Below are 26620 nucleotides of genomic sequence, written 5' to 3' on the forward strand. Positions count from 1 at the left end.
GGTCACCAGGAGAGGTCGCGTGGCGCGACCCGGGACGCCTGGACGCGGACGGACGTGACGCGGCCGTCGGCCAGCGACACCACGCGGTCGGCCATCGCCGCGACACCGGCGTTGTGCGTGATGACGGCGGTGGTCGTCCCCAACTCCCGGTTCACCCGATCGATGGCCTCGAGCACGAGCACGCCGGTGGCGCTGTCGAGGGCACCCGTCGGCTCGTCGCAGAGGAGCACCTCGGGGCGCTTGGCGATGGCGCGGGCGATCGCGACGCGCTGCTGCTCGCCTCCGGACAGCTGCGACGGGAAGTGATCCAGCCGCGCGCCGAGCCCGACGAGGCCGAGGGCGTCCTCCGGGGCCATCGGGTCGCGCGCGATGTCGGTGACCAGCGCGACGTTCTCGCGCGCGGTGAGGCTCGGGATCAGGTTGTAGAACTGGAAGACGAAGCCGACGTGATCGCGGCGATACTCGGTCAGCGCGCGGTCGTCGGCCGAGGTCAGGACGTGATCGCGGTACACGACTTCGCCCGACGAGGGCACGTCGAGGCCACCGAGGATGTTCAGCAGCGTCGACTTGCCGCTGCCCGACGGTCCGAGCAGCACCAGCAACTCGGACTCGTACAGATCGAGGTCGACGCCGGCCAGCGCCCGCACCTCGACCTCGCCCATGCGGTAGATCTTGGTGAGCCCGCGAGCGCGGAAGACCACCGGGGGCTCCGGCGACGCCGCCATACGGCCCAGCATAGTGCAGCACGGGCACCGTGGCGCGACGTTCGCGCTTCCCGCGTCCGGCGTCCGGCGTCCGGCGTCCGGCGTCCGGCGTCCGGCGTCCGGCGTCCGGCGTCAAACGTCAAACGTCAAACGTCAAACGTCATTTCAGCTTCCCCCCCGTGGCCCACGCGCTCATGAACCTGGCGAGGTCCTCGCCGATGCTGCGCGAGTCGCTCATCAGCTTGCCCAGCGAGTCGCCGCCGCCCATGCCCATCGAGCCGATGCGCCGCTGCTGGAACGTCGCCAGCGTCTTGCCGGACGCGTCCTTCACCTCGCCGGCGACTTCCACCGCGGACTTGCCGGCGCCGAAGCCGGCGAAGTAGCGCTTGGCCCGGCTCCCGGGATCGAGCTTCAGGAAGCGACCACTCAACACCAACGCGCCGGCGGGCGGCGCCTCGCCGGCCTTCAGCGCCACGACGTCCTTGAAGCCGCCGCTCGCCTTCAGCGCCGCCACGAAGCGTTCGGCCAGCACGCGCGGGCCCTCCGACTGCATCGTCCGGGCCTCCTCCTGGCGGGCCTGCTTGCCGTCCTTGCCGCCGGTGCCGAGGTCGGTGGCCGACGTATCGAACGGCGCGATGGCGACCGTCGCGCCCGCGGCGCCCTCCGGCGCGGCGACGAACAACTCGATGCGGTCGAGCACCCCGTCCTCGACGACACGGACGGGAGCCTGGGCGGAGACCAGCGAGCCGGCGAGGGCCAGCGTGGCGACGGCGAGCGACCTGGTGGGCATGGACAGCGCCTCCCTGATTGGCGGTACCTGGAGACAAGAACGTGGCGGCGTGACGGGGCGCACAGCCGGACAGCGGCGCCCGGGGGATGGCGGAGAATTCCGCAACCCCTCGGGAACCCTTCCCCACTTATGTCGGGCACGCATGCATTCCATGCGGAATCGGCGGCTTCCGGCGCAAGCGCCCACGGCACGCGTGTTGCCATCAGGGGAGCGGAGCTTGCTCTTTCATTCCGCCGAGGTTCCCATCATGACTTTCGCCATCACTCGTCCCAGGCTGCTCGCCACGCTGACCGTGACCGCCTTGCTGGTCGCCGGCCTCGCGTCCGCGCAGGAATCCCCCGTTGTCGTCTCCAGCGCCAAGGTGACGATCTCCGGCACGTCCACCGTCCTCGACTGGAGCGCCACGACCAACGAGGCGCAGACCCGCAACGTGAAGGTCACCCGGGACCTCCCCGGTGGCGACTTCTTCTGGGTCGGCGTCATCCAGCCCGGGGCCGTCGAGTCCTTCGAGGTGGTGGTGCCCATCGCCGCCCTGAAGTCGGACCGCGACAACTTCACCGCCGACATGCACGTGGCGCTGAAGGCCGATCAGTACCCCGACATCGTGTTCACGCTGTCGCGCATGGAGAAGAAGCCCGGCGGCGCGAAGGCGTTCGGCATGCTCAAGGTGGCCGGCGTCGAGAAGGAAGTCATGCTGCCGCTGGTGACCAGCCTGCGCAACGGCAAGCTGCTGGTGCTGGGCAGCGTCGATCTGGACATGACCGACTTCGGGATCACCCCGCCGACCGCGATGATGGGCATGCTGAAGACCGACCCGAAGGTCACGATCAAGTTCGAGACCGTGCTCGCGAAGCCGACGACGTAGGGGCAAGGGTAGAAGGGTAGAAGGGTAGAAGGGTAGAAGGCAGAGCGGGAAGGTAGAAGGAACAGAAGGTAGAAAAAGGTAGAAGGGTAGACGTCCTCACGTTCCGCCTTCGTCCTTCCCGCCCTGCCTTCTGCTCTTCTGCTCTTCTCTCGGCAGCAGCAGCGTGAACACCGTGCCCCCCTCCGGCGGGCACGCCACCGTGAGTGCGCCGCCGTGCAGTTCCGCGGTGCGCTGCGCGATCGGCAGCCCCAGCCCGCCGCCGCGGGCCTTGGTCGTGAAGAACGGCTCGAACACCTGCTCGCGGATCTCGGCCGGGATGCCGGGGCCCGTGTCGCGCACCTGCACTTCCACCATGCCGCCGGGGCGCGCCGCTGTCGTCACCGTGATCCGGCCCGCGCCCTGCAGCGCCTGCGCCGCGTTCAGCACCAAATTGAGCAGCGTGGCCCGCGTCAGGTCGGGGTCGGCGTGCACGCTCAACGGCTCGCCCGCCGCCTCGAACGCGACCCCGCTGCCCGCCGGGTCCTGCGCAACGGTCGCGAACACGTCGCGGATCACGGGCCCGAGTTCGAGCGTGGACGGGCGCGGCGGGCGCGGCCGGGCGAACAGCAGCAGGTCGTTCAGCAGGTCGTTGAGCGACTCGGTGCGGGTGAGGATTTCCTGCATCACGCCGCGCTCGGGATCGTCCTCCGCGCGCCGACGCATCAGCACCTGCATCGCGCCGCGGATCCCGGCCAGGGGATTGCGCACCTCGTGCGCCAGGACTGCCGCCATCTGCCCGACGCGCGCCAGCGCGGCCTGGTGCGTGATGGTGTCCTCCGCGAGCTTGCGGGCCGTGATGTCGGCACGGATGGCGATGTACTGGTACGGCTTGCCCGCCTCGTTCATGAAGGGAACGATGGTCGTGTCGACCCAGTAGTAGTGCCCGTCCTTGGACCTGTTGCGGATCTCGCCGTTCCACACCGCGCCCCGCGCCACCGTCCGCCAGAGATTGCGGATGAACTCGGGCGGGTGATAGCCCGAGTTGATGATGCGGTGGTCCTGCCCGAGCAGTTCCTCGCGCGAGTAGCCGGAGATCTCGGTGAACTTGTCGTTCACGTAGGTGATCCGGCCCTGCACGTCGGTGATCGCCACGATCGCCGCGGCGTCGAGCGCGCGCTTGAAGTCGCCGAGTTGCTCGAGGTGCGCCTCGGCCTGCCGCTCGAGGATCACGAACCGGCGCACCACGATGGCCGTGATACCGAACACGAGGATCATCAGCGGGTGGTTGATCACCACGCCCGGAGGCACGTCGGCGCCCCACCCGGCGGCCAGGTCGAACAGCACCAGCAGGGACGCGCCCGCGGCCGCCACGAGCGGATAGGCCAGCCAGGGCGTCCACAACCCCAGCAGGATCACGCCGACGTACAGCATGCCGACCGCGGCGCCGACCGGCGCCTCGTAGTCGACGCTGAAGATGAGGGCCGCGAGCAGCAGGCCGAGCAGCGGCAGGGTGCTCGCACGCGAGGAGGTGAGGCGTCGGAAGGTGTTCGACACGCGGGTCGATGCTAACCCAGGGCTTGCGGCTCGGGGTTCGGCCTCGGGCCTCGGGCCTCGCGGCTCAGGGCTCAGGGCTCAGAGAGCACGCGGGCAGAGCAGGACGGTCTCCGATCGCGCCGTAGGCCGCTCAGCGCGGCGACGAGGGGAGCGGGGCGTTGGTGGCGGGCGGGCTGGACACCGGGCGTCCGTCGCGCACGCGGGCCGACCAGAAATGGCCGCAATCGCACGCGTACCAGGCGATCGTGAGGGTGCTGCCGGCCAATGGCGGCACCCGCGACTGCCCGCACGACGGGCAGGGCATCGCGAGGCTGTCGAGGCGCTTGCCGGCACTCATGCCCGGACCCTGAGCAACACACGTGCCGACTGCCAGACGGCTGAAAACAGGCGCCGGGCGCGCGGAACGCTCCGACGCGGAGAGGGAGGCGCCGAACTCTCTCGCAGCGAGGTGGGGAAATCCCCGCGAGGTCAGGCCGTCGTCTTGCCCAGCGAGAACTTCTCGATGCGATACCGGATCTGGTCGCGGTTGAGCCCGAGCAGGGCCGCGGCGCGCGTCTGGTTGCCGGCCGCCCGCTCGAGCGCCTGCACCACGAGGCTCCGCTCGAGTTCCTCGAGGTTCACGCCTTCGGCCGGCAGCGCAAGGCCTGAGGCCACCGGCACGGCCCCCGACAGCGCCGGGAAATCCACCGGCTCGAGCCAGGGACCGTCCGAGAGCAGCATCGCGCGCTCGACGGCGTTGCGCAGTTCGCGGATGTTGCCCGGCCAGCCGTAATGCTGCATCGCCTTGAGCGCCGCCGGCGACGCGCCACGCACGGCCTTGCGGAACTCGCGGTTGAACTGGTCGACGTAGAAGGTGACCAGCGCCGGCACGTCCTCGAGGTGCGACCGCAGCGCGGGCAGCTCGATCGGCAGCACGTTGAGCCGGTAATAGAGATCGGACCGGAAGTGTCCGCCCTTCACCTGCTCCTCGAGGTTGCGGTTGGTGGCGGCGATGATGCGCACGTCGACGCGCACGTCGTGCTGGCCCCCGACGCGCTTGAAGGCCTTCTCCTCGAGCACGCGCAGCAGCTTGGCCTGCAGCGCCGGCACCATCTCGCCGATTTCATCGAGGAAGACCGTGCCGCCGTCGGCCGACTCCAGCAGCCCGCGCTTCTGCTGTCGCGCGTCGGTGAAGGCGCCGCGCTCGTGCCCGAACAGCTCGCTCTCGAGCAGCGTCTCCGGTATCGCCGAGCACGTGATGTTCACGAAGGGCCGGTGCGACCGGTCGCTGTTGAAGTGCAGCACCTTGGCCGCCAGGTCCTTGCCCGTGCCACTCTCGCCGGTGAGCAGCACGGTCGACGCCGGGCTGGTGGCGACCTTCTTCAGCAGCGCCTTGACCTCCACCATCTTCGGCGAGTCGCCGACGATGCGCTCGGGCGAGTACGGCTGCGCCTTCTCGGCGCGCAGGTTGCGCACCTCGCGCCGCAGCTGCGTCGTCTCGAGCGCCTTGGCGACGAGATCGGACACCGCATCGACGTTGAACGGCTTGTTGGCGACGTGGTACGCGCCCGTCTTCATCGCCTCGACGGCGGTGTCGACGGTGGCATAGGCGGTCAGCAGGATGACGACGATGTCGGGGTCGTACTCCTTGATCTGGCGCAGGACCGTGACCCCGTCGATGTCGGGAAGCTTGTAGTCGAGCAGCACGAGGTCGATCCCCTCGTGCACCTTGTCGATCGCCTCCTGCCCCGTCGCCGCTTCGACGACCCGCAGCCCGTCGGCCTGCAGGCGCTCGGAGAGCGACCACCGGATCAGTTGCTCATCGTCCGCGACGAGAATCGTGGCCATGCACGGCGAAGTATACCGGCCTTCGTCACCCGGCCTTCCGGCCTCGCGACATTCCGGCATCGCGGCATTGCCGCGCGCCCGTTCAGCGCGCGGCCAGCGTCACCGTCGCGCTCACCTTCTTCCCCTCGTGCTCGAACACGATCGGCACCGCCTGGCCGGGCGCCAGCGTCTTGAGCACGTCGGAGTAGGCCGAGAGCGAGGCCAGCGGCTTGCCGGCCATCTCCACGAGCACGTCACCGGCCTTCATCCCGGCCTGCTCGGCGGGAGACCCGGGCACCAGGCCCGAGGCCTTGACGCCCGGACCGGCGAAGGCGAAGTCGGGGACGACGCCGAAGCCGGCCCGGCGGGGGCCCGCCGACGCGGGCGCCGCGGCCGTCGCCGGCGCCCCGGCAGTCGGAGTGATGGTGATCGTCAACGGCTCCGGGCGCTCGGCCAGGTAGGCCACCGCCTCACGCGCCACCGTCGCCACGCGCACCAGGCCGGGCACGTCGACCTTGTCGGCCGTGTCGCCAGGCCGGTGGTAGTCGACGTGCGGCGGCGTGAACAACTGCACGGCCGGAATGCCCCTGGCGATGAAGCTCGCCTGGTCCGACGACTCGAGGCCCTGCTGTGCCATCTGCGTCTGGATGCCCGTGACGAAACCGATGCCGCGGAACACGTGCGGCCACTCCGTCGCGGTGCCGCTGCCGATGACCCCGAGGGGCGTCGTGCCGAGCCGGCCGACGCTGTCGATGTTCAGCGCGGCCCGGATGCCTTCACGCGGGCGGACAGGGTGCTCGACGTAGTGCTTCGATCCGAGCATGCCCGCCTCCTCTCCCGACACGGCCACGAACACGACCGTCCGGCGCGGCGCCCCGGCCGCCGCCATCACCTTGGCCAGTTCGATCAGCACCGCCACCCCGCTCGCGTTGTCGTCGGCGCCCGGATGCAGCCTGTTCTCGTCACCGGCGCGCGGATCCGGCCAGCCCATGCCGAGGTGGTCGTAGTGCGCCGTGACGACCACGGACTGGTCCTTCATGGCCGGATCGCTGCCGGCGAGCACGCCGATGATGTTGACCAGCGTCGCAGGCGCACCTGATGGCGATCGCGCCGCCGAGAACGGCTGCCGGTAGCTGCCGTCGGACATCCCGGGCGACAGGCCCGCCGCCTTGAACTGCGCCTCGACGTACTCGGCGGCCTCGTCGAGGCCAGGCGTACCGATGCCACGCCCGGTGTACGCCGCGGACGCGAGCGTGTCGACGTGCCCCTTCAGCGCCGTCTCCGAGAACACCGCCGGCAGCGCCGCGAGCGGGGCACGCCCGAGCGACAGCGGCGGAACCGGCGCGGCCTTCGCGGCAGCGCCGCGGAGGTCGACCGACAGCGGCGAGTCCGACGCCTGCCACTGGCCCTTCAGCACGTTGGTGGGCTCGGCCCCTTCGAACCCGAGGTACGAGTACTTGCCATAGTGGGGCAGCTTGCGTCCCAGGCCGGGCATCGCGTCGACGCGATCGGCAACGATCCAGCCGAGCGCGTGGTTCGGGCTCGCCGGGTGGCGCCGCACGACGATGGCGGCGTGATCCCGGCCGGCCATCGTCTGGCCGTCGATCACGAACCGGGTGGCGTCGACGCGCACCGACTTGCCGTCGACCAGCGCCTTGGCGAACCGGTTGTCGCGCCCCAGCAGCCACACCGAGCGATCGGCGGGCAGCGCCTTGACCTCCGTGTCGAGCACGATGCGCGGGGCGTGGGCCGGGGCCTTCCAGCCCTCCACCATGGCGCGGTAGGCGGCGATGCGAGCCGCGGAGTCCTTCGCGGCAATCACGACCAGCGGCGCGGCGTCGCCGAAGATCTGTCCGAGCGAGGGCGGCGTCTCGCGCGCATCGAGACGGCGGAACAAATCAAAGGCGGGATCGACGTGCAGCGCGAGCGGCGTCGCCCCCATCTCGACGCGGAACGCGAAGTCCCTGCCCGTGACCGGCAGCGTCGTCTCGACGGGCTTGCCGTCGGTCTGGATGACGAGCGGCACGTCGAGCGCGAACGGCTCGCCCGGCTGCACCTGCGAGACACGCCCCTCGACGACGTGCGAGATGCCCTGACGGGTCACCTTCACGTCGCTGAGCGCGAGCGTCGGCGCACCGGTGCGCGCGGTCCAGTCCCCGAAGAACCGCGCCAGGTCGCGCCCGCTCACCGCCTCCATCGTCTTCCGCACATCGTCGAACGACGCGCGCTTGCCGCGGAAGTCGCGGTAGAAGCGCGCGAGGAAGGTGCGGAACTGCTCGTCGCCGACCAGGCGCCGCAGCATGTGGAAGCCCATCATCGTGCGGCCGTAGCCGATGGCCTCGGTGGCGGCGCTGTGGCGGCCGCGGAACTGCGTGAGCGGAAAGTCCTGCGACGTCGAGACGTAGTCGCGGTACTTCTGCAGCGTCGAGCGGCGGTAGGTGGCGTCCTCGCTCCGCTGTTCCTGCATCAGGTGGTCGGCGATGTAGGCGGTGAGGCCCTCGCACCAGTTGCCGCCCGTCTCGTCGACGAACACGGAGTTGCCCCACCAGTTGTGCAGGATCTCGTGCGGATACGACGAGGTCAGGATGAACGGGAACCTGATGATCTGCGGCCCCAGCAGCGTGAAGGACGGCATGCCGTAGCCGGTCTCCCAGAAGTTCTCGACCAGCGCGAACTTGCCGTAGGGGTACGGGCCGATGAGGCCGCGGTACATCTCGAGGTACTGCGCGGTGGCCGCGAGGTACTTCTGCGCGAGCGCGTTGTCGTCCTCGTGCAGGTAGACCTGCGCCTCGACGGCGCCGGCCGCCTGCGTGGTGAGCCGGAGCGGGCCGCCCACCAGGTGCACCTGGTCCACCGGCGCCTTCGACGCCCAGCGGGCGCGGCCGTCGGCGTCGCGCGAGGTGCCTTCCCCCTCGGCCACGACGCGCCAGCCGTCGGGCTGCGCGATCACCGCCTCGAACGTGACCAGTGCCCTCCCGACCAGCGGGTACCAGCCGCTGGCGCCCGGCAGGTAGACCCCCTCCTTCGAGAGCAGCCCCGGCGTCGAGCGGAAGCCGCGCGTGTACTCCTCGCGCGCATCCGAGAGCGCGAAGTCGAACACGCCCTCGTACTCGACGTGGAAGGCCGCGCCCGGCATCGGCAATTGCACGCGATACCGCTTGATCGCCGGCGCCTTCTGCATCTCCCCGCCCTCGATGTCGCCGAGCCAGGCGACGTCGCCGAGCGGCACCTCGACTGCCGCCGGTTCGGCCTTCGAGATGCGCAGACGGGCATGCAACAGGAACTCGACCTCGCGCCGGCCGCCATCGGCCGTGACGTCGGCGCGCACGGCGACCCGCCCGGTCGCCGGGTCGAGCGCGACGTCGAGCTTCTCGTGGACGCGCTCCTGGGCGGCGGCGGGTGCGGCCGCCCCACATACGGCGGCGAGGCTCAGGAGGACGCGGGACGTGAGGTGCGAAACGCCGGGCAATCGCATGCCCAGCATGTTCGCATGCGAAACACGGCAGTCGGGAGTGGGTCAGACGGCAGGCGGCCGGCTGCGGTCGGCAGGGCCTCTCCTAGCCCGCCTCGGCGGCGAACTCGGCGACGAGCGGGAAATGATCGGAGCCGCGGGCAGCCGTGTCGCTGCTCACCACCTCGCACGCCGTGAGCGTCGCGACGCCCGGGGACGGCAGGAACACGTAATCGAGTCGGATGTGGGGCTGCCAGGTCGGGAAGGTGAACCCGGTCTCCCCGGGCCTGGCCACACGGTACCCGTCGGCGTAGCCGGCGTCGAGCACCTGCTGGATGGTCCGCCAGCGGATGTGGCCGCCACTCATCCAGATGAAGGGCCGCAGCCGCAGCGGCAGGCGCTGCACGTCGAGCCACTCGCCCGGGGCGAGCGTGTTGAAATCGCCAGCCAGGACGTGGAAACCGCTGGCGCGGGCCGCCACCGTCCGCAACAGCGCGCGCACCTCGTGCACGCGTCGCCGCTCGGTCCACGCGGCGTGGACGGCACTGAGGTGCACGCCGAAGAGGTGCGGGCCCCCACCGCCGGGCACCAGCTCGAGGAAGGCGTGGCGCGACACCCGTGGGCGGTGCCACGCCACTTCTCGCACCGGCACGCGGGCCAGGAAGCCGAGCGACTGGCGGTGCGACGTCCCCCACTGCACCATCCCGGTGCGGTGCGCGAGGTGCTCGACGACGACAGGGTCGGTGGCCTCCTGAAGGAGCACGACGTCGGCCTTCAGCGCCGCGAGCGTCGCGACGATGGCGTCCTCGCGCCCGCGGCCACCCTCGCGGATGTTCCATGTCACCAGCCGAAATGGCGTCACGCCGGCGCCTCGTCGTCTCCGATGAGCGTGAGGTAGGGCTGCCCGATGAGTTCGCCACGCAGGTACAGCACCCAGTCCCTCGACGCCTGCACGTTCACCGGATGACCGGCCAGGTCCGTCAGCGCCTCGCGCAGGTCCTTGAGGGCCGGCGCGATGTCGGGATCTTCCTCCCCCATCGGCCGCGTGTGCACGCCAGGGACGTAGAAACCTGACAGGTTGTACGCCCCGAGGACGTCGGCCCCGACCAGCGTCAGGTCGACGTCGCTGGTGCCGGGCCCGTCGGCGTCGAAGGGCGCCTGGTCCTTCCAGCGGATGCCCGTGATGGCGCTGCCCCGGACCACCGCGCGGGTGCGGGGCGGGACCACGGCGAGGATGGCCTGTCGAAAGGCCTCGAACCGCTGCTCGTCGCCATCGAACACCAGCCTCACGAACGTCTCGCGCTTCTCGCTTTCGGTGAGCCCGCCCTGCGGACGGTCCAGTTCGGGGTTCTCTGCCGGATCGGGGCTATCGAAGGACATGCCATGGCCTCAGCAAGGGCCGCGCCAGCCCGCCACGGCCTCGCAGGAGTCATGCCACTCCCCCACTTGCCGATAGCCCGACAGGAGGGAGTCCGCACCATGCCCACGGTCGCCACGCTGTCGCTGATGATCCAGCGGCTGCGACAGTCGAGAAGCGGGGTCCTGGCCACCGCCGTGGTTGCAGGGATGTGCGGACTGGTGGTCAGCCTGATGGCGGCCCGCTGGAACGCTGCCGCGATCGACGCGACCGCGCGGGCGCGCTTCGATCAGCTCGCCGAGCGGATCAGGACCGACGTCGCGCAGCGCTTCCGGCAGCCACTGTACGGGATGCAGGGCGCCGTCGCGGCCTTCGCGATGGCCGACCACGAGATCGACCGCGGCGGGTTCCGGCGCTATGTCGCCGCGCACGACATGGCGGCAGAGTTCCCCGGCGTCCGCGGTTTCGGCTTCGTCGCCCGCGTGGAGCGGAGCCGCCTGCCAGCGTTCGTGGCGGCGCAACGCGCCGACAACGGCGAGGGCTTCGCGGTGCGGACCTCGGGACGCGCGGCCGACCTGCTGGTGATCATCCACGTCGAGCCGTTCGAGGCGAATCGGGCAGCGTGGGGGTTCGACATCGGCAGCGAGCTGTTCCGTCGGCAGGCGGCCGAACGGGCGATCGACACCGGCGCGCCGGCCATGACCCAGCGCATCACGCTCGTGCAGGACGACTCCCGGGGACCCGGCTACCTGTTCCTGGTGCCGGTCTATCGCGGCCAGCCCACGACGGTGGCGGAACGCCGCCGGCAGTTGGTCGGCCTGGTGTATGCCCCGCTGGTCGCCCAGGAGCTGATGCACGGCGTGGCCGACAGCGCCGACGGGCTCATCGACTTCGAGCTGTTCGACGGCGAGTCACTGTCGGCCGAGTCGGTGGTGTACGACGCCAACCGGCGGCTTGCCGGCGTGACCGGCTACATCGACGACGCTCACTACGCACAGAGCTGGTTCACGTCGGTCGAGCCGGTCGACGTCGGTGGACATCGCCTGATGGTGCGGACCAGCACCACGCCGGCCTTCGATGCCACCATCGGCCACTCCGGCCCCTGGATCGTCGGCGTCGGCGGCCTGATCCTCAGCGGCTTCCTCGGCGCCACGATCTGGCTCCTCGGCATGGCCCGCGTGCGGGCGCAGTCGCTCGCCCACGCCATGACCGCGGAGCTGCGCGCCCAGACCGCCGTCGCCGAGGGCGCGCTGCGCGACGTCGAGAAGCAGACCGCCCTGGCCAACGAGATGGCGCACCGCGCCGAGCAGGCCAGTCGCGCCAAGAGCGAGTTCCTCGCCAACATGAGCCACGAGATCCGGACGCCGATGAACGGCGTCATCGGGATGACGCGGCTGCTGCTCGACTCGGACCTGCAACCCGAGCAGCGGCGCTTCGCCGAGGTCGTGCGCGGCAGCGGCGAGGCTCTGCTCGTCCTGCTCAACGACATCCTCGACTTCTCGAAGATCGAGGCCGGCCGGCTCGAGCTCGAGCACATCGCCTTCGACCTCGAGGATCTGCTCGACGACTTCGCCGCGGCGATGGGCGTGAAGGCCGAGGAGAAGCGCCTCGCGCTCATCCACGTGACCTCGCCCGACGTGCCGCGACGGGTGACCGGCGACCCGGGGCGCCTGCGGCAGGTGCTGACCAACTTCATGGGCAACGCCATCAAGTTCACGACCGAGGGCGAGGTGGTCCTGCGCACCACCGTCGACACGGCGGCCGACGGCTCGGTGCAGCTGCGCTTCAGCGTGCGCGACACCGGCATCGGCATTCCGGCCGACAAGATCGACCGGCTGTTCCACGTCTTCTCGCAGGTGGACGCCTCCACGACGCGTCGCTTCGGGGGCACGGGCCTCGGCCTGGCGATCTCGCGCCAGTTGGTCGAGCTGATGGGCGGCACGGTGGGGGTCCGGAGCACGCCGGGCGTCGGCTCGGAGTTCTGGTTCACGGCCCGCCTCGGCATGGAGGCGACCCAGCCGGCCCGCGACGACACGTCGCTCGACGGCCTGCGCGTGCTGGTGGCCGAAGGCAACGCGACCACGCGCCACGCCATCGCGGCGGTCCTGCAGGCTCGTGGAGCGCAGGTGGTCACGGCGAGCACGGCCGAGGCCTGCGCCGCCGCCATGGCGAGGACCACGCCGGTCCAGGTCGCCGTGGTCGACGCGCACCTGGCGCCAGAGGGCGACGTGATCGCGTTGACGCGACCCTTCGCCGAACTGGCGCTGCCCGTGGTGCTCGTGACGTCGATGGCCGAGCACGCCGAGGCGCGTCGCGCGCGCACGCCGGGGGTGTTCGAGTGGCTGACCCGCCCGTTGCGGACGCGTGAGCTGGTAACGGCGGTGGTCCGCGCGCGCGCCGGCGAGGCGGCAGCCCAGGGGCCCGAGGGGCGCGACGGCCGCGAGGGGCGCGAGGGGCGCGAATCGGGTGACCACCCGGCGACGCCCGCCGCCACCGCGGGCCCCGCGCGCATCCTGCTGGCCGAAGACAACTTCGTGAACCAGAAGGTGGCGCTGGCGATGCTCACGCGCCTCGGGCTGACCGCCGACGTGGTCGGCACCGGCGCGGCGGCCATCGAGGCGCTGAAGGCCCGCCCCTACGAACTCGTGCTGATGGACATGCACATGCCGGAGCTCGACGGCCTGCAGGCGACCATCCGGATCCGACAGGGACAAGCGGGCGACGTGCGGGCGGCGGTCCCGATCATCGCGATGACGGCCAGCGCGCTGCCGAGCGACCAGGCCCTGTGCCTCGAAGCCGGCATGAACGAGTTCGTCACCAAGCCGGTGGCGCTCGAGGCCCTGGCCCAGGTGCTGCGCCGCTGGCTCAGCGAGACACCAGCGGCGGCGTAGGACGGCTCACGGCAGCGGGAAGTCCCGCGGGACGCGCACGACGACCGTGCCGGCGACCTTGTCGTGCCACGCCTGGCGGTACTCGTCGCGCAGGATCCACAGGGCGCCGAGTCCGAAGATCGCCAGCGAGAAGATCCCCACCAGCCCGCGTACCAGCGCGTCCACCAGGCGCAGCGGCGCGCCGTCGACGCGCGCCACGCGCACCTGGCAGATGATGCCGCCGACCGTCGTGGCCTTCCACGTCCAGAACGCCACGTGATAGGCCAGCAGGCAGGGCAGGAACACGTCGGAGTCGACGTGGAACATCGCCAGCGTCACCGCCACCAGCAGCACGTCGAGCGCGAAGGCCGCCGCCCGCTCGGCGAACGAGGCGCGGGGGTAGGCCAGCAGCGCGCGCCCATCGGCGGAGGCGTCGACCGGCGCCGTCACGGGCGGCAGGCCACCCGCGAAGGCCGGCGCCGGCATGCCGAACGTGTCAGCCGGCGCTGACGAGTGCAGCGGCATGCCGAGGCCGTCGGCCGGTGCGTCGGCGCGCAACGAGGCCTCGGCCGGCGTCGGCGGCACCGCCGGAGGCGCCGTCGGCGGCACCACGGGCGGCACCGGGCGCGGCGCCTTCGGGGCCGCCGGGTTCTCGCGGCGGTAGGCCCGGACGAACGCCAGCATCGCCGCGCCGAGCCCGAGCACGCCGGTGAGGCCGAACACGACCAGGCCGAGCAGCGGGATCATGTAGGCGATGGTGATCACCACGGCGCCGATCGCCAGCGACCGCGTCGCCTCGAGGCGGCTGTCGGGATCGTCCTGCGGGAACAGGCGGGTGCCGATCCAGCGCGCCACGGCGATGCGCCCGACAATCCAGGCGATCACCAGCCCGGCAAAGAGCACCGGCAGCGCCGCCAGCCCGATGACGGTGACCGCGAGCAGCGTCGCAATCGGTCCGGTCAGCAGGAGCACGAGCACACCGGCGAGGAACGTGCTCACGGGACGCTCGGCGATCATGCCGGTCGCCGCGAGCGTCGCCTGCGGGAAGAGCAGGTTGAGGACCAGCTGCACGAAGAAGACCACGCCGACGACGACCCAGATCCACCAGAGGTCGGGCACGATCAGGCGCCCGAGCAGCAGGCCGCGCGTGAGATAGGGCACCGCGCCGCGCAGCCGCTGGCCGATCAGCGGAACCCCGACCACGACCTTGCCGTCGCCCGGGTGGAAGTCCTGCGGGGCATCGAGCGTGCCACCGACGAGCACGAGTTCCCGTCCCACGACCGCGCCGGGCTCCACCGTCAGCGCGCCCCCGACCACCACGAGCGACCCGTCGATCCGGGCCGTGCTCGCCAGCCTGACGTCGCCGAGCGTGACCGACACGTCGTCGCACACATGGCCCTGGACCACCAGGTTGCCCATCACCACCACGAACTCGTGGAACACGTCCTCGGGCCCGATGGCCTCGTCCTGGCCGAGCCGGAAGACCGGGTTGGACCCCAGGCCCTCGCACGGATCGAGCCCGGTGGTCGTGTCGGTGATGACGGCGCCCTCGGGGGACACCGTCGTGGCCGGCACGGCCGGCGGCGGCGCGGTGCGGGCGCGCGGGGCCCGGGTCGGGCGCGGCGCGGACTCGGTCGGGGCAGGTGCGGTCGTGGCAGGCGCCTGCGTCGCGGGCGCGTCGACGGCAGGCGTCGCAGCCACCTGCCCCCGTACCAGTGGCGTGCCGACGCCGAGCAGGCCCACGAGGCCGATGCCGGCCATTCGCAGCAGTGAGGTCATGACTGGGATGCCCCTCCGAGGGCGACGCGGCTCAAGGCCGCCAGGCACACCGCGCAGGCGGTGCCCAACATCACGATGGTCAACAGGACGTACCAGGCGAGCGGCGCCACCACCGCGGTCCAGGTGAGGCGCAACACCTGCACGACCGCGCCATTGGCCTCCGCGGTGGCCCGCAACACTCCGGTCCCGGGAATCGACGGCGACAGCTGCCCGATCAGCGACGGCCATGCCCAGGCGAGCACCAAGGCGACGAGGCAGGCCGCTGCGCCGGCACCCACCTGCATCGGCCACGGCCACGTGAACCACGGCCGCCCCGACGGCGGGGCCGCGACGGCGGCGCTGACGCGCGCCCGCAGGGTGTGCGGCGCCCGCGGGCTCGGCAGCTCGCCGAGCGCCCGATCGACGAGGCGCTCGAGGGCGTCGTGATCGGGAGTCATGCGAGCCACCGCTTCAATGCGAGACGACCGCGGTGCATGTCGGTCTTCACCTTGCCGAGGGACACGCCGAGCAGGCGGGCGATGTCGTCGTAGCTGCGCTGCTCGAAGTGGAACAGGACCAGCGGCACGCGCTGGTGCGCCGGCAGGCCGAGCAGCGCCTCCTCGAGGCGCGCGCGCCGTTGATCGGCATCGAGCGCCTCGGCCGGGTCAGGGGCGTCCGACGGCGCGTCGAACGGCGGGTCGCCGGCCTTCCCGAGTTCGCTGAAGAGCCGCCAGCGCGAGCGATGCCGTTCGAGGTAATTCAGCGACAGGTGCGTGGCGACGGTGCGCAACCAGCCGGCAACCGTGACCGGGTCCAGGCGTCCGAACTGCTCGTACGCCCGCACGAAGGTCGCCTGGGCGACATCCTCGGCATCGGCCTCGTTGGCCAGCAGGCGAAGGGCAACGGCGTAGACCATGTCCTGGTACTCGCGCACGAAGGCGTCGAAACTGGCTGCCCCTGGCGGGCCCGACGGGTCGCCCGGAGCGGCCATGTACATCACATACCCGGATGAGGGGGAAAAGTTTCACTGGGCACCACGCACTGGGGGCTGGGACGTGCCGATCAGGCAGGTGTCTCGCCGCGCGATCGGGCGATGACGACGGCGTGGAGCTCAGAAGCCGACGCGGAGGCCGCCGTTGACGACGCGGCCGTCGAGCGGCGCCCAGGCGCCCACCGTCCAGCGACCGTCGGGGAGCCGGGTCGGTCGGATGAGGGGCGCGTAGGTGGTCTGCCGCACGTCGAAGAGGTTCTCGGCGTTGACGAACAGGCGCACGGCGCCGAAGCGTCGCTCGAACAGCGCGCCGAGGAGCAGGTAGCGACGACTGACGGTGCGGTACGGGTCGTCCTCGAGGGGTTGCTGGCCGACGTAGTAGGCCTCGAGGCCGGCGCGTCCCCAGTGCGCGCCTTCCAGCATGGCGTTGAACGAGAGGGCGTGGCGCGGCGTGAGCGGGACGTCGCGGCGCGTGCCCTCGTCCACGTCGAGCTCGGTCGAACTGGTCCAGGCGTGCGTCGCCATCAGGACCAGAGCCCCACGCCGATACCGCGCGAGCAACTCGGTGCCCCAGGTGCGCGTCGGCGACGCGGCATTGACCAGCGCCACGGTGATGCCTGTCGACGATGGTGCCGCCAGTTGCGGCAGCGTCGCCAGTTGCACGGCGTGCGACACGCGCGAGGCGAAGCCGGTCGCCGTCACCTCGAACGGCCCGTGCGTCCACGTGAGGTCGGCGTTGAAGGACGCGGCCCGCTCGGCGCGCAGGCCCGCCAGCGGCGCGAGTCGCGACAGGCCGGTCTCGTCGGTCTCCTCGGTGAACGGCGTCGGCGCGAAGGCGCCGCCGCCCGCCGACACGCGAGTGGTCCAGGCCGGCGAGGGTCGCAGCAGCAGCGACACACGCGGACTGAACAGTGCCCCGTACTCGCTGTGCGCGTCTAGCCGCGCGCTGGCCGACAGGCTCGCCCGTGGGCCCATGTCGACCTGGTCCTGCACGAAGACCGCCGGTACCGTGAACCGGTACGCCGCGCGCCTGACGTCACGCGGCGCGTAGCGGTCCTGCTGCAGCGCGCCGCCGACCACCCAACTCTGGCGGCCCCGTATGCCGGTGAGGGCGACTTCGCCGAAAGCCGTCTCGCGTGTCCCGCGCTCGCGCACCTCCCCGAATCGCCGGTCCTGCCCGTTGCGCGCCCACGACCCCCGCAGGCTGAGCACGCGGGCGCCGAGCACGCGGCGCCAGGCGCCGCCCACGTCGGCGCGGCGTGAGTCCAGACGTTCGGCGAAGGGCGACCCGTCGGGCGCCACGGCGGACCCGATCGTGCCCGCCTGCCGGTCCTCGGCGATCAGGCCGCCCGTCAGGAAGAGCGACGTCCCCGCGCCCGAGTCCCACGTGACCCGCGGACGCACCACGCCACGCGCGTAGCCCGCCACGTCGGTCCACCCATCGTCGTCCCGGTCGCGCCGCGATTGACCATGTGCGCCGCCGAGCAGCGTCCAGGCCCAGCCCGTCGACGAGGTCCTCGCGAGCCACATCGTGGCGTCGGCGCCACCGAGGGTGGTGACGTTGAGCAGCGCCTCGGTGCTCGCCGAGGCGGCCTGGCGCGACACGAGGTTGATCACGCCGCCGAGGGCTGCCGGCCCGTACAACGCCGAGGCAGCTCCCTTGATCACTTCCACGCGCCCGAGGTCGAGGGGCGGCACCTGCAGCAGGCCCAGCGAGTCGCCTCCGGAGCCGTAGAGCGGCAACCCGTCAGCGAGCAGTTGCGCATAGCGGCCCCGCAGCCCCTGGATCCGCACGTTGGCCGCGCCGAGCGACGGCGCGGTCGCCTGGACCCTCAGGCCGGTCGTCTCGCCGAGGAGCATCGCGACCGAGCCGGGGGTCATCAGCGCCTTCTCCTCGATCTCGTCCTGATCGATGACCTCGACGCGCAGGGGTTCGTCCTGCAGGCGGCGCTCCGACCGGGTGGCGGAGACCACCACCGTCTCCTCGACCTCCGGGATGTCGCCTTCATCGGCCTCTTCAGGCGGTCGGGGGGCTGGAGCGGGCGCCGCGGGCGGTTGGCTGGGGGCCGGTGGCTGTGCGCCAGCCGTGGAGAGGGGGCAGGTGCCGAGGAGGACCAGCAAGAGCCACGAGGCGCGCACCATCGGATTATGGCCGGTCCGCCCCACCGGAGTGTGGCGAACCGACCCGCACCGACGCGACCCCGCCATGGGAGCCGGGTCGCATGGCGCCTATCCTAAACGACTTTGTCCCTTGTTGGGACATCCGGTCGCCACTAGCCCTGAAGGTATGGGCCCGGTGGCACCGCCCCGAGCCCCGGGCCGGTGAGCTGCCCCGTGCGCATGACGCCGCCCCGGATCGTGAAGAGGCCGGGGAACTTCGGGTCCCACGCCGCGCTGGCCGCGGGGACGAACTGCCGCGCGTTGGCCTCGATGCCGGCGTTGCCCGGCACCCGCGCGGCGATGCCGGCCGAGTGGATCAGCGAGGCGCCCGGGCACGTGAGGTCCTGCACGCACAGGAACATGCCCGCCTGCTGCGCCGCCGCGGCGATCAGCAGCGCCTGGCTCTGCCCCTTGCACGCCTTGAGGGCGACACCCGTGTAGCCCATCGATCGCGCCAGGTGCAGCGACTCGACGTCGACCAGCCCCTCATCGACGACGACGGGGAGCAGCTTCGAGGCCTCGTGCATCACGTTGGCGCGGTCGCCGGCAAGGTCGCGCGAGGTGGGCTGCTCGACGTACTTGATGCGCGTGAAGCCGTCGGGCGTCGCCTCGCGCACCTTGCGCAGCAGCGCGAGCAGGTAGCCGACGTTGGGGCACCCTTCGTTGAAGTCGAGCAGGTAGTGCCAATCATCGACGCGACGCTTCCCCATCTCCTCGCGCACCACGCGGTCGATGCGCGTGATGCGGTCGAAGTCCTGCGCCTCGTTGCCGCCGTTCAGCTTGATCTTGAAGTGCGTCAGCCCGTCGCGCGCGATCCACTCGGCCAGCGTGTTGGGCAGGCCATCGTCGAGCCGCACCTTCAGGTCGGCCGGCTCGATGGCATCGCTCGCGCCCACCGAGTGGAACACCGGCGTCACCGGCCTCGGGGCGAGCGAGACGAAGCGGTCGAGGTACTGGCCCTTGAACGACGGCCCGAGATCGCGCGACAGGTCGTGGCGCATGTGGCGCGACGAGTACGTGGCGTAGCTGCTCAGGCCGAACGCCTTGCCGTAGGCGTCGTGGATGGCCGCATCGAAGGCGCTCGCGACCACGAGGGTGCACAGCTTCGGGATCGGCGACGCCATCCCACGCGCCCGCCCGAGCGCCGCGGCCTCGCGCAGGTACGCCGGCTCGAGGACGCGCCAGAGATCGACGGGATGGCCCTGCTCGTCGCAGGCGGCGGTCGTGGCGCGGAAGGCGTCGGCGAGGGCCATCATCGCGCCGAGGCCCTCGTCCTGCGACACCTTCGGGAAGGACCACGCATTGCCCAGCGTCATCGACCCGAAACCGTAGGCCTCCCTGCCGTCGCCGGTGCGCACGCGGACCTGCACGTTGAGGATGGTCACGCGATCGACCGACCGCCCGCCGAACATGTAGGGCGCGCGATAGGTATGTCCCTCGAACGCGTGCGTCACGTCCGTCACGCGGATGTCGGCGGGACGCGCGGCGCGCACGGCGGGCGCGTGCCCGGCCGGCCCGGACACGCCCATCGAGGCGAAGGGCAGGGCGGCGCCGGCGGCGCGCAGGACGGCGCGACGGGTCGGCCGACGGGACCAGGACGTCATGGGCGCATTATCCGCGCGAACCGGAGGCGGCGACCACCGCCGCGGCGCGGGCGCGCGTCAGGCCGTCGATCCGCACCCGCTTCTGCCTCGCCCGGTCACCCGCCACCAGGCTGACCTGCCGGCGCGGCACGCCGAACGCGTCGGCCAGGACCTCGATCAACTCGGCGTTGGCGGCCCCGTCCACCGGTGCCGCCGCCAGGCGGACGAGCACGGCGTCCTCGCGTGTGCCCGCGAGGCCGGATCGCCCGGCGCGGGGCACCACGCGCACCGCGATCACGACGCCGCCGGGAACGTCGGTGATCATCGGATGCGCAGCACGCGCGCGTCCTCGGCAGGCACCTCGAGCTCGACGCTCACGCGCGCCCGGTCGATGCGCGCCTCGAGGGCTGTCCCCGTGGCCAGGTCGCTCACCTGCGTGGCCCTGCCCTGGACGCCGACGACGACCGTGCCGCGGGCCGGCGCGCGGCCGTGATTGAGCACGAAGGCCAGGGTCTCGCTGCCGCGCGTGAGCAGGCGCACCTCGAAGGGGCCGCCGGTGACCTCCACGGGCGGCGTCACGCCGGCCCACGCCAGCAGGCCCGCATGGAAGCGCTCGGCCGCAGCCGTGGGCGTGCTCTGGTACGCGGCGCTCACGTACGAACCGAGGAGCAATGTCTTGCCTCGGCCGTGGGTCGACAACACCGCGCCGGCGGCGCCACCGGGCAAGGTCGCGACGACGCGGGCGCGACCGAAGAGCGGCTCCAGCGTCTCCTCGTACCAGCGCCCGGGCAGCACGTCGCCCGCCTGCAGGCCGGGCAGGTCGGAGGCCAGGCCCGACCAGGTGAGCTGCGTCTTGCCTCCCGTGGCGGTCTGCACCGCGACTTCGCGCGCGCCCATCACCTCCCACAGGCCCAGGCCCGGGATGCGGTCCGAGGCCACGCCCTTCTCGTTGCTCCACGCCAGGCGCGCCTCCGCGACGAGCGCCCCGCCCTGCTCCACGTACGCGCGCAGCGGCGCCGCCACCGAGTCGGGCGCCATCACGGGGTACGGGAAGATCACGAGCTTGTACGCCGAGAGCGACTCGGCGGTCACATGGTTCGCGTGCACGTAGTCGATGGGCACGTTCCGGCCGAAGAGCGCCCGGTAGGCGCCGAGCAGCGAGTCACGCTCGATGCCGACGACCTCGCCCTGTGGCCCGCCGTATGCCGCGGCACGCTGTCGCCCGCCGACGAAGTGGGCCAGCGGGTTGTAGACGATCGCCACCTCCGCGCGCACGGGCCGCGCCTCGAGCAACAGGTCGGCATTGGCGGCCACGACCTTCGCGATGGCACCAGCCGCCCTGGCGCGGTCGGTGATCGTGCCATCGAGCTGGTTCAGCCCGAACCCGCCGGCCTCGTAGCCCGTGCTCATCGGGTACCACGCGTAGTAGCTGATGCCCCTGGCGCCGCGCGCCAGCGCCGACCACGTCCAGATTCGCAGGTCGCCGGCGGTCACCGTGGGGCTGACGTTGACGCCGATCGTCCCGAAGCCGCCCTGCAGCTCGCCGATCCAGAAGCCCTGCCGGCCCTGGTCGTAGCCGAACGATCGGGTGAAGTCGAGCAATGCGCCCCGCCACTGGACATCCCGATCGACCAGGGCCGAATGCTTCGGATAGAACGAGGTGCCGTAGTAGTCCACCTGCCGCGCCATCGTCCAGTCGTCGGCCTGTCCTTCCCAGTGGTGCGGCGAGGCGAACAGCCCGACGCCCGCCGCATGGCTCGTGATGACGACGCCAGGTGCAGCCTTGCGGACGGCGTCGGCGCGATCCTTCAGATCCTCGCCGAGCTTGTCGACGATGAAGGCCTTCCAGTCGAGATAGTCGGTGAACGAGAGAATCGTGCTGAGGCGACTCGGTTCGACCTCGTCGAAGCTCGTGAAGTGCCGATACCAGGCGCGATTGAGGGCCTCGACGCTGCCGTACTTGCGCTGCAGCCACGCCCGGAAGCGCGCCTTCGTGTGCACGCAGAAGCAGAACTCCGGATTGGCAATCCACGTCGGCGTCGCCCAGTTGACGACGTGAGGCTCGCTCCAGAGGTCGAACCCGAGGAATGCCTTGCTGCGCGCGGCGCGACTGGCCAGCGCGGCGTAGAAGGCGACGTCGGCGTCGCGCACGCCATCATGGTCGCGACAGTAGCCGGGCGACGACTCCGGCGTGATCGCCTGGCCGTTGCTCGACACGAAGAGGCTGTCGGGGTGGCGCCTGCCGATCCAGCCCGGCGCCGAGTCCATGTAGACCTGCAGGACGAGCGTCAGCCCCTCCTCCTCGGCGAGTTCGAGCAGCACGTCGAGCGTCTCGAACTGGTACTGCCGCTCGACGGGCTCGCCGCTCGCCCAGTCGATCCAGGCGCGGATCGTGGTGAACCCCAGGGCCTTGATCTGCTGCACGTCGGCGCGCCACGCCTCCTTCTTCTGGCGGGCGTCGCGTTCGAGCATCGGCGCGCGGGCCTTGCCGCCGCCGTACCACACCGCCATGGGCAGCACTCGGGCGGGCGGCGCCGGCGTCCGGGCCGACGGCCGGAGGGTGAGCGTCATCACGCCCAGGGCCAGGCACAGGAGCAACACGCGGCGCATGGGGGAATGATACGGTTCCGGGCACCGGGCACACGCCGGGCACCGGGCACCGGGCACCGGACCCGGCCATCGAGGACGACACACATGTCACGCGCAACAGCAGTCATCGCCGGCATCGTGACCTGCATCGCGGGCACCGTCGTCGCAAGCGGCGTGGTCGGAGTGGGCGCACAGGCGCCGCCGCCGCGCGACTACCCGGTGCAGCCGGTGCCCTTCACGGCGGTGACGCTCGACGACGAGTTCTGGGCGCCGCGGATCGAGCGCAACCGGACGGCGTCGATCCCGACGGCCTTGCAGCAGTGCGAGATCACCGGGCGGGTCGAGAACTTCCGCCGGGCGGCGCGCGTCCTGCGCGGCGAGCCGCTCGAGAACACGAAGCCGCCGGGCTACCCGTTCGACGACAGCGACCTCTACAAGGTCATCGAGGGCGCCTCCTACGCCTTGAGCGTGACGCCCGACCCGAAGCTCGACGCCTACGTCGACGAGTTGATCGCGACCATCGCGGCAGCGCAGGAACGCGACGGCTACCTGTACACGACGCGGACCATCAATCCTGCCGCCCCGCATCCGTGGGCCGGCACCGCACGCTGGGAACTGGAGCGCGACGACAGCCACGAGTTGTACAACCTCGGGCACCTGTTCGAGGCCGCCGCGGCGCATCATCAGGCCACCGGCAAGCGCACGCTGCTCGACGTCGCGGTGCGCGCCGCCGATCTCCTCGACCGCACGTTCGGCCCGGGCAAGGCGTCGATCTGGCCCGGACACCAGGTCACCGAGATGGGGCTCGTGCGCCTGTACCGCGTGACCGGAGAGGCACGCTACCTCGCGCTGGCGAAGTTCCTGCTCGACGCGCGCGGCCCCAACGCCGGCGAGAAGACCAACCCTCGCGGACTCGAGTACAACCAGGCGCACCTGCGCGCCGTCGAGCAGACCGAGCCGGTCGGGCACGCCGTCCGCGCCATGTACATGTACGCGGGCATGGCCGATGTCGCCGCGATCACCGGCGACGTGGCTTACGCCAGGGCGCTGGATGCCATCTGGACGCACACGGTCGGCAGCAAGCTGTACGTCACCGGCGGCATCGGCGCGACCGGGGCGGGCGAGGCATTCGGCGCGCGGTACGAGCTGCCGAACATGAGTGCGTACAACGAGACGTGCGCGTCGGTGGGCATGGATTTCTGGAACCACCGGCTCTTCCTGCTGCACGGCGACGGCAAGTACGTCGACGTGCTCGAGCGCACGCTGTTCAACGCGCTGCTGTCGGGCGTTGCCCTCGACGGGCGCACGTACTTCTACCCGAACCCGCTCGAGTCCATCGGGCAGCACCAGCGCAGCCCCTGGTTCGGTGTCGCCTGCTGCCCGGGCAACATCACCCGGTTCCTGGCTTCGCTCCCCGGTTACCTGTACGCGCACCAGGGCGACACGATCTTCGTCAACCTGTATGCGGCCGGCACGGCCCGCATCGACACCGATGGCGGCCACCGCGTCACCCTGCGCCAGCAGACCCGCTACCCGTGGGACGGACGCGTCTCGGTGACCGTGACGCCGGAAGCCTCGCGCAGCTTCGCGCTCAAGCTGCGCATCCCGGGCTGGGCCCGCGAGCAACCCGTGCCGAGCGACCTCTATCGCTTCGACGACGGGCCCGCGCCGGCGCCGACGCTGACGGTCAACGGCGCGGCCGTGCCGGTCGAGGTCGATCGCGGCTACGCGACGATCCGACGCGCGTGGAACGCTGGCGACGTCGTGACGCTGGACCTGCCGATGCCGGCGCGCCGGGTGCGCGCCCATCCGTCGGTCGAAGCCGACCGCGACCGGGTCGCCGTGCAACGCGGCCCCATCGTCATGGCGGCCGAGTGGCCGGACAACGACGGCGACGTCCGCAACGTCGTCATCGCGGCGGACGCGCCGCTCGCGACGCGCTTCCGCGCCGACCTGCTCGGCGGCGTCCCGGTGGTCACGACGCGGGGCACGGCGCTGGCCCGCGCCCGCGACGGCAGCCTGACGCGACGCCCGCGCGAGGTCACGCTGATTCCGTATGCCACGTGGGCCAACAGGGGCGCCGGTCCGATGGCCGTGTGGCTCGCCACCAGCGACGCCGCCGCGAAGCCGCGCCCGTTCCCCACCGTATCGGTGCGCAGCACGGTGACGACGTCGCCGGCCCGGCGGAGCCCGCGCCCGATCAACGACGGCGAACTTCCCGCCTCGTCAGGGGACTCGACGGCGTACTTCGACTGGTGGCCCCGCAAGGGCGAGACGGCGTGGGTCGAGTACGCGCTGGCCGAGGCGGCCACCGTCGACCACGCGGCGGTGTACTGGTTCGACGACACCGGCCGGGGCGAGGTGCGGGTCCCGGCGTCATGGCACATCGAGTACCGGCAGGGCGACAAGTGGATCCCCGTCCAGGCGACGGGCGCCTACGGCACGGCGAAGGACGCGATGAACCGCGTCGCCTTCGGCCCCGTTCGCACGACCGCGCTGCGCCTCGTCGTGGTGATGCAGCCCGGCTTCTCGGCGGGCCTCCAGGAGTGGAGCGTGGACTGAGCGCTGACGGCTCTGGGCTCAGGGCTCAGGGCTCAGGGCTCAGACGGCATCTGACTGCGAGGGCTCTGACCCTCCGCCCTGCAGCAGCCAGCTCCGAATGCCCTCTGAGTCTTGAGCCTGAAGCCTTGAGCCATGGTGGTTCGGCGTTCGGCGTTCTGAACGTCAAACGTCATGGCTTCTTCCCCTCAATCCAGTCAGGTTTCTCGGTCGTGGTCGCCAGCCAGCGCACCGGTTCCACGAGGGACGCGACCGCGTCGCGCATGTGCGCCACGTTGACGTGCCGCAACTCGTCGGAGGGCTGGTGGTACTCCTTGTGCAGCCCGAAGCTCGACACGGTGTGGGCCACCACGCCGCGTCGCGCGAAGCGGATGTTGTCGGACCGCTCGAAGAAGCGCTGGTCGGGATGCGGATCGGCGACCAGCCGGGCGCCGTGCTCGGCCAGCTTCGGTCCGAGCGTCGACCGCTCGTAGCCGGTGAGCCACAGCGTGCCGGCCGCCACCTTGTCGTCCGGCCTGCCGATCATCTCGATCTGCAGGTCGGCGACGATGTCCGAGAGCGGCACGACGGGCCGGTCCACGAAGTAGCCCGCGCCGTAGCCGCCGGCTTCCTCGCTGCCGAACAACGCGAACACGATGGGTCGGCGCGGGCGTGGCCCCGACGTCAACAGCCGCGCGAGTTCCAGCACCGCCGTCACGCCAGAGGCGTCGTCGTCGGCGCCGTTGTAGATGGCATCGGTGACCTCGCCGGCCCTCGCCTCGCGCGCGCCGATGTGATCGAGGTGCGCCGACAGGATGACCGCCTGCGAGGCGGCCGACGGATCGCTGCCCGCGAGGCGCCCCACGACGTTCCACGTGCGCGTGCGCTCCAGTGGCACCAGCTCGCTCTCGAGCCGCACCGGCGTGCCATCGGCCATTGCGGTGATGGCCTCGTGCGTGGCCGCGTCGAGCGTCAGCACCGTCGGGTTGGCCGGCGGCCCCGGCGGCACGCCCACCAGTTGCGAGGCGATGCGATCGGATGGCCCGCGGGCACGAGCCCCGGTCGGCGTCGCCGCCGCCTTGCGGAGGACCAGCACCGCCCCGCCGAGGGCGCCGAACGCAGAGGTCGGCGCGTCGGCCGGCAGGATGACCACCGCCCCTGGCGGCACCGGCGCGCCGGCCACGAAGTGACGCAGCGGCCCGGCCAGCCGCGGCCCCGACACCGAGTTCACGGTGAACGCCTCACCGCGCGTGAACGTGCGGTCGCCGGCCGTGAGCACCGGTGGCGCGGCGGCCTTGTAGTGCTGCACCTCCACCTGCTGCACGAACCAGCCGTCGTCGCCCATCGGCTCGAGGCCGAGTGCGGCGAGCTGCGCGCCGATGTAGGTGGCGGCAATCCACTCGTCGCGCGTGCCGCTGCCACGGCCGTTCAGCGCGTCGCTGGCAAGGAACCGCATGTGCGCGGCGATGCGCCGCTCGAGCAGCGCCGCGTCGACGGCCGGGGCGGCCGCGACGGCCCCCTTGTCCGGGGTGACCTCCGGCGCGGGCGTGCCGTTGCAGGCCACGGCAGCGGCCAGCAGGCTGGCGAGGGCAATCGGGCGGGATGTGTGGGTGCGAAACATCCCG

General features: G+C 71.6%; 19 protein-coding genes. 3 read left to right on the plus strand and 16 right to left on the minus strand.

The annotated features are described in order from the left end of the window. Positions 1-2: 2 nt before the first annotated feature. Positions 3-725 carry an ABC transporter ATP-binding protein gene (locus TBR22_RS20005; protein ID WP_239489597.1) on the minus strand — a complete coding sequence of 241 codons (723 nt, stop codon included), beginning with the start codon at positions 723-725 and terminating at the stop codon, positions 3-5. Positions 726-864: 139 nt separating this feature from the next. Next, positions 865-1494 carry a DUF4410 domain-containing protein gene (locus TBR22_RS20010; RefSeq protein ID WP_239489598.1) on the minus strand — a complete coding sequence of 210 codons (630 nt, stop codon included), beginning with the start codon at positions 1492-1494 and terminating at the stop codon, positions 865-867. A 247-nt stretch (positions 1495-1741) separates the two neighbouring features. Between TBR22_RS20010 and TBR22_RS20015 the strand changes: the two genes are divergently transcribed. After that, positions 1742-2359 (plus strand): YceI family protein, encoded by a 618-nt coding sequence (locus TBR22_RS20015; protein WP_239489599.1) that lies wholly within the window; start codon positions 1742-1744, stop codon positions 2357-2359. Positions 2360-2455: 96 nt separating this feature from the next. Here the strand turns inward: TBR22_RS20015 and TBR22_RS20020 are convergent, their stop codons facing one another. The 6 genes from TBR22_RS20020 to TBR22_RS20045 all read right to left on the minus strand — a co-directional run bounded on the left by TBR22_RS20020 (position 2456) and on the right by TBR22_RS20045 (position 10529). Further along, the gene (locus tag TBR22_RS20020; protein WP_239489600.1) at positions 2456-3892 is read right to left on the minus strand and encodes a nitrogen regulation protein NR(II); all 1437 of its coding nucleotides are present in this window, start codon (positions 3890-3892) and stop codon (positions 2456-2458) included. 130 nt (positions 3893-4022) lie between these two features. Next, positions 4023-4229, minus strand: coding sequence for a hypothetical protein (locus tag TBR22_RS20025; RefSeq protein ID WP_239489601.1), 207 nt, complete (start codon positions 4227-4229; stop codon positions 4023-4025). Between the two features lie 131 nt (positions 4230-4360). Continuing rightward, positions 4361-5719 (minus strand): sigma-54 dependent transcriptional regulator, encoded by a 1359-nt coding sequence (locus TBR22_RS20030; RefSeq protein WP_239489602.1) that lies wholly within the window; start codon positions 5717-5719, stop codon positions 4361-4363. Positions 5720-5801: 82 nt separating this feature from the next. Then, positions 5802-9182, minus strand: coding sequence for a M20/M25/M40 family metallo-hydrolase (locus TBR22_RS20035; protein ID WP_239489603.1), 3381 nt, complete (start codon positions 9180-9182; stop codon positions 5802-5804). A gap of 73 nt (positions 9183-9255) precedes the next feature. Continuing rightward, positions 9256-10011 (minus strand): endonuclease/exonuclease/phosphatase family protein, encoded by a 756-nt coding sequence (locus TBR22_RS20040; RefSeq protein ID WP_239489604.1) that lies wholly within the window; start codon positions 10009-10011, stop codon positions 9256-9258. After that, a complete protein-coding gene (locus tag TBR22_RS20045; protein WP_239489605.1) occupies positions 10008-10529 on the minus strand; it encodes a hypothetical protein in 522 nt (173 codons plus the stop codon). Before TBR22_RS20045 ends, TBR22_RS20040 begins: the two co-directional genes overlap by 4 nt. A gap of 99 nt (positions 10530-10628) precedes the next feature. On the opposite strand from TBR22_RS20045, the gene TBR22_RS20050 reads away from it, so the two are divergent. Further along, positions 10629-13397, plus strand: coding sequence for a CHASE domain-containing protein (locus TBR22_RS20050; protein ID WP_239489606.1), 2769 nt, complete (start codon positions 10629-10631; stop codon positions 13395-13397). Positions 13398-13403: 6 nt separating this feature from the next. Here the strand turns inward: TBR22_RS20050 and TBR22_RS20055 are convergent, their stop codons facing one another. The 7 genes from TBR22_RS20055 to TBR22_RS20085 form a co-directional block, all read right to left on the minus strand. After that, complete coding sequence (locus TBR22_RS20055) at positions 13404-15155, minus strand: RDD family protein (protein ID WP_239489607.1); 1752 nt, start codon at positions 15153-15155, stop codon at positions 13404-13406. Further along, on the minus strand, positions 15152-15592 hold the full coding sequence (locus tag TBR22_RS20060) for a hypothetical protein (protein ID WP_239489608.1): 441 nt from the start codon (positions 15590-15592) through the stop codon (positions 15152-15154). The genes TBR22_RS20055 and TBR22_RS20060 overlap by 4 nt, the downstream gene beginning before the upstream one ends. Then, positions 15589-16125 carry an RNA polymerase sigma factor gene (locus TBR22_RS20065; RefSeq protein WP_239489609.1) on the minus strand — a complete coding sequence of 179 codons (537 nt, stop codon included), beginning with the start codon at positions 16123-16125 and terminating at the stop codon, positions 15589-15591. Before TBR22_RS20065 ends, TBR22_RS20060 begins: the two co-directional genes overlap by 4 nt. A gap of 120 nt (positions 16126-16245) precedes the next feature. Beyond that, positions 16246-18267: a TonB-dependent siderophore receptor gene (locus tag TBR22_RS20070; RefSeq protein ID WP_239489610.1), complete on the minus strand. Its 2022-nt coding sequence runs from the start codon at positions 18265-18267 to the stop codon at positions 16246-16248. Positions 18268-18398: 131 nt separating this feature from the next. Then, on the minus strand, positions 18399-19889 hold the full coding sequence (locus TBR22_RS20075; protein WP_239489611.1) for an enolase C-terminal domain-like protein: 1491 nt from the start codon (positions 19887-19889) through the stop codon (positions 18399-18401). Positions 19890-19896: 7 nt separating this feature from the next. Then, positions 19897-20193, minus strand: a complete 297-nt coding sequence (locus TBR22_RS20080) for a DUF167 domain-containing protein (protein ID WP_239489612.1) — start codon at positions 20191-20193, stop codon at positions 19897-19899. Then, positions 20190-22478, minus strand: a complete 2289-nt coding sequence (locus TBR22_RS20085; protein WP_239489613.1) for an alpha-amylase family protein — start codon at positions 22476-22478, stop codon at positions 20190-20192. Before TBR22_RS20085 ends, TBR22_RS20080 begins: the two co-directional genes overlap by 4 nt. Positions 22479-22562: 84 nt before the next feature. Between TBR22_RS20085 and TBR22_RS20090 the strand changes: the two genes are divergently transcribed. Then, positions 22563-25019 (plus strand): glycoside hydrolase family 127 protein, encoded by a 2457-nt coding sequence (locus TBR22_RS20090; protein WP_239489614.1) that lies wholly within the window; start codon positions 22563-22565, stop codon positions 25017-25019. Between the two features lie 169 nt (positions 25020-25188). Here the strand turns inward: TBR22_RS20090 and TBR22_RS20095 are convergent, their stop codons facing one another. After that, positions 25189-26616: a M20/M25/M40 family metallo-hydrolase gene (locus tag TBR22_RS20095; RefSeq protein WP_239489615.1), complete on the minus strand. Its 1428-nt coding sequence runs from the start codon at positions 26614-26616 to the stop codon at positions 25189-25191. Between the last annotated feature and the right edge of the window lie 4 nt (positions 26617-26620).

Origin of the sequence: Luteitalea sp. TBR-22, assembly GCF_016865485.1 — a bacterium.
Classification (GTDB): domain Bacteria; phylum Acidobacteriota; class Vicinamibacteria; order Vicinamibacterales; family Vicinamibacteraceae; genus Luteitalea.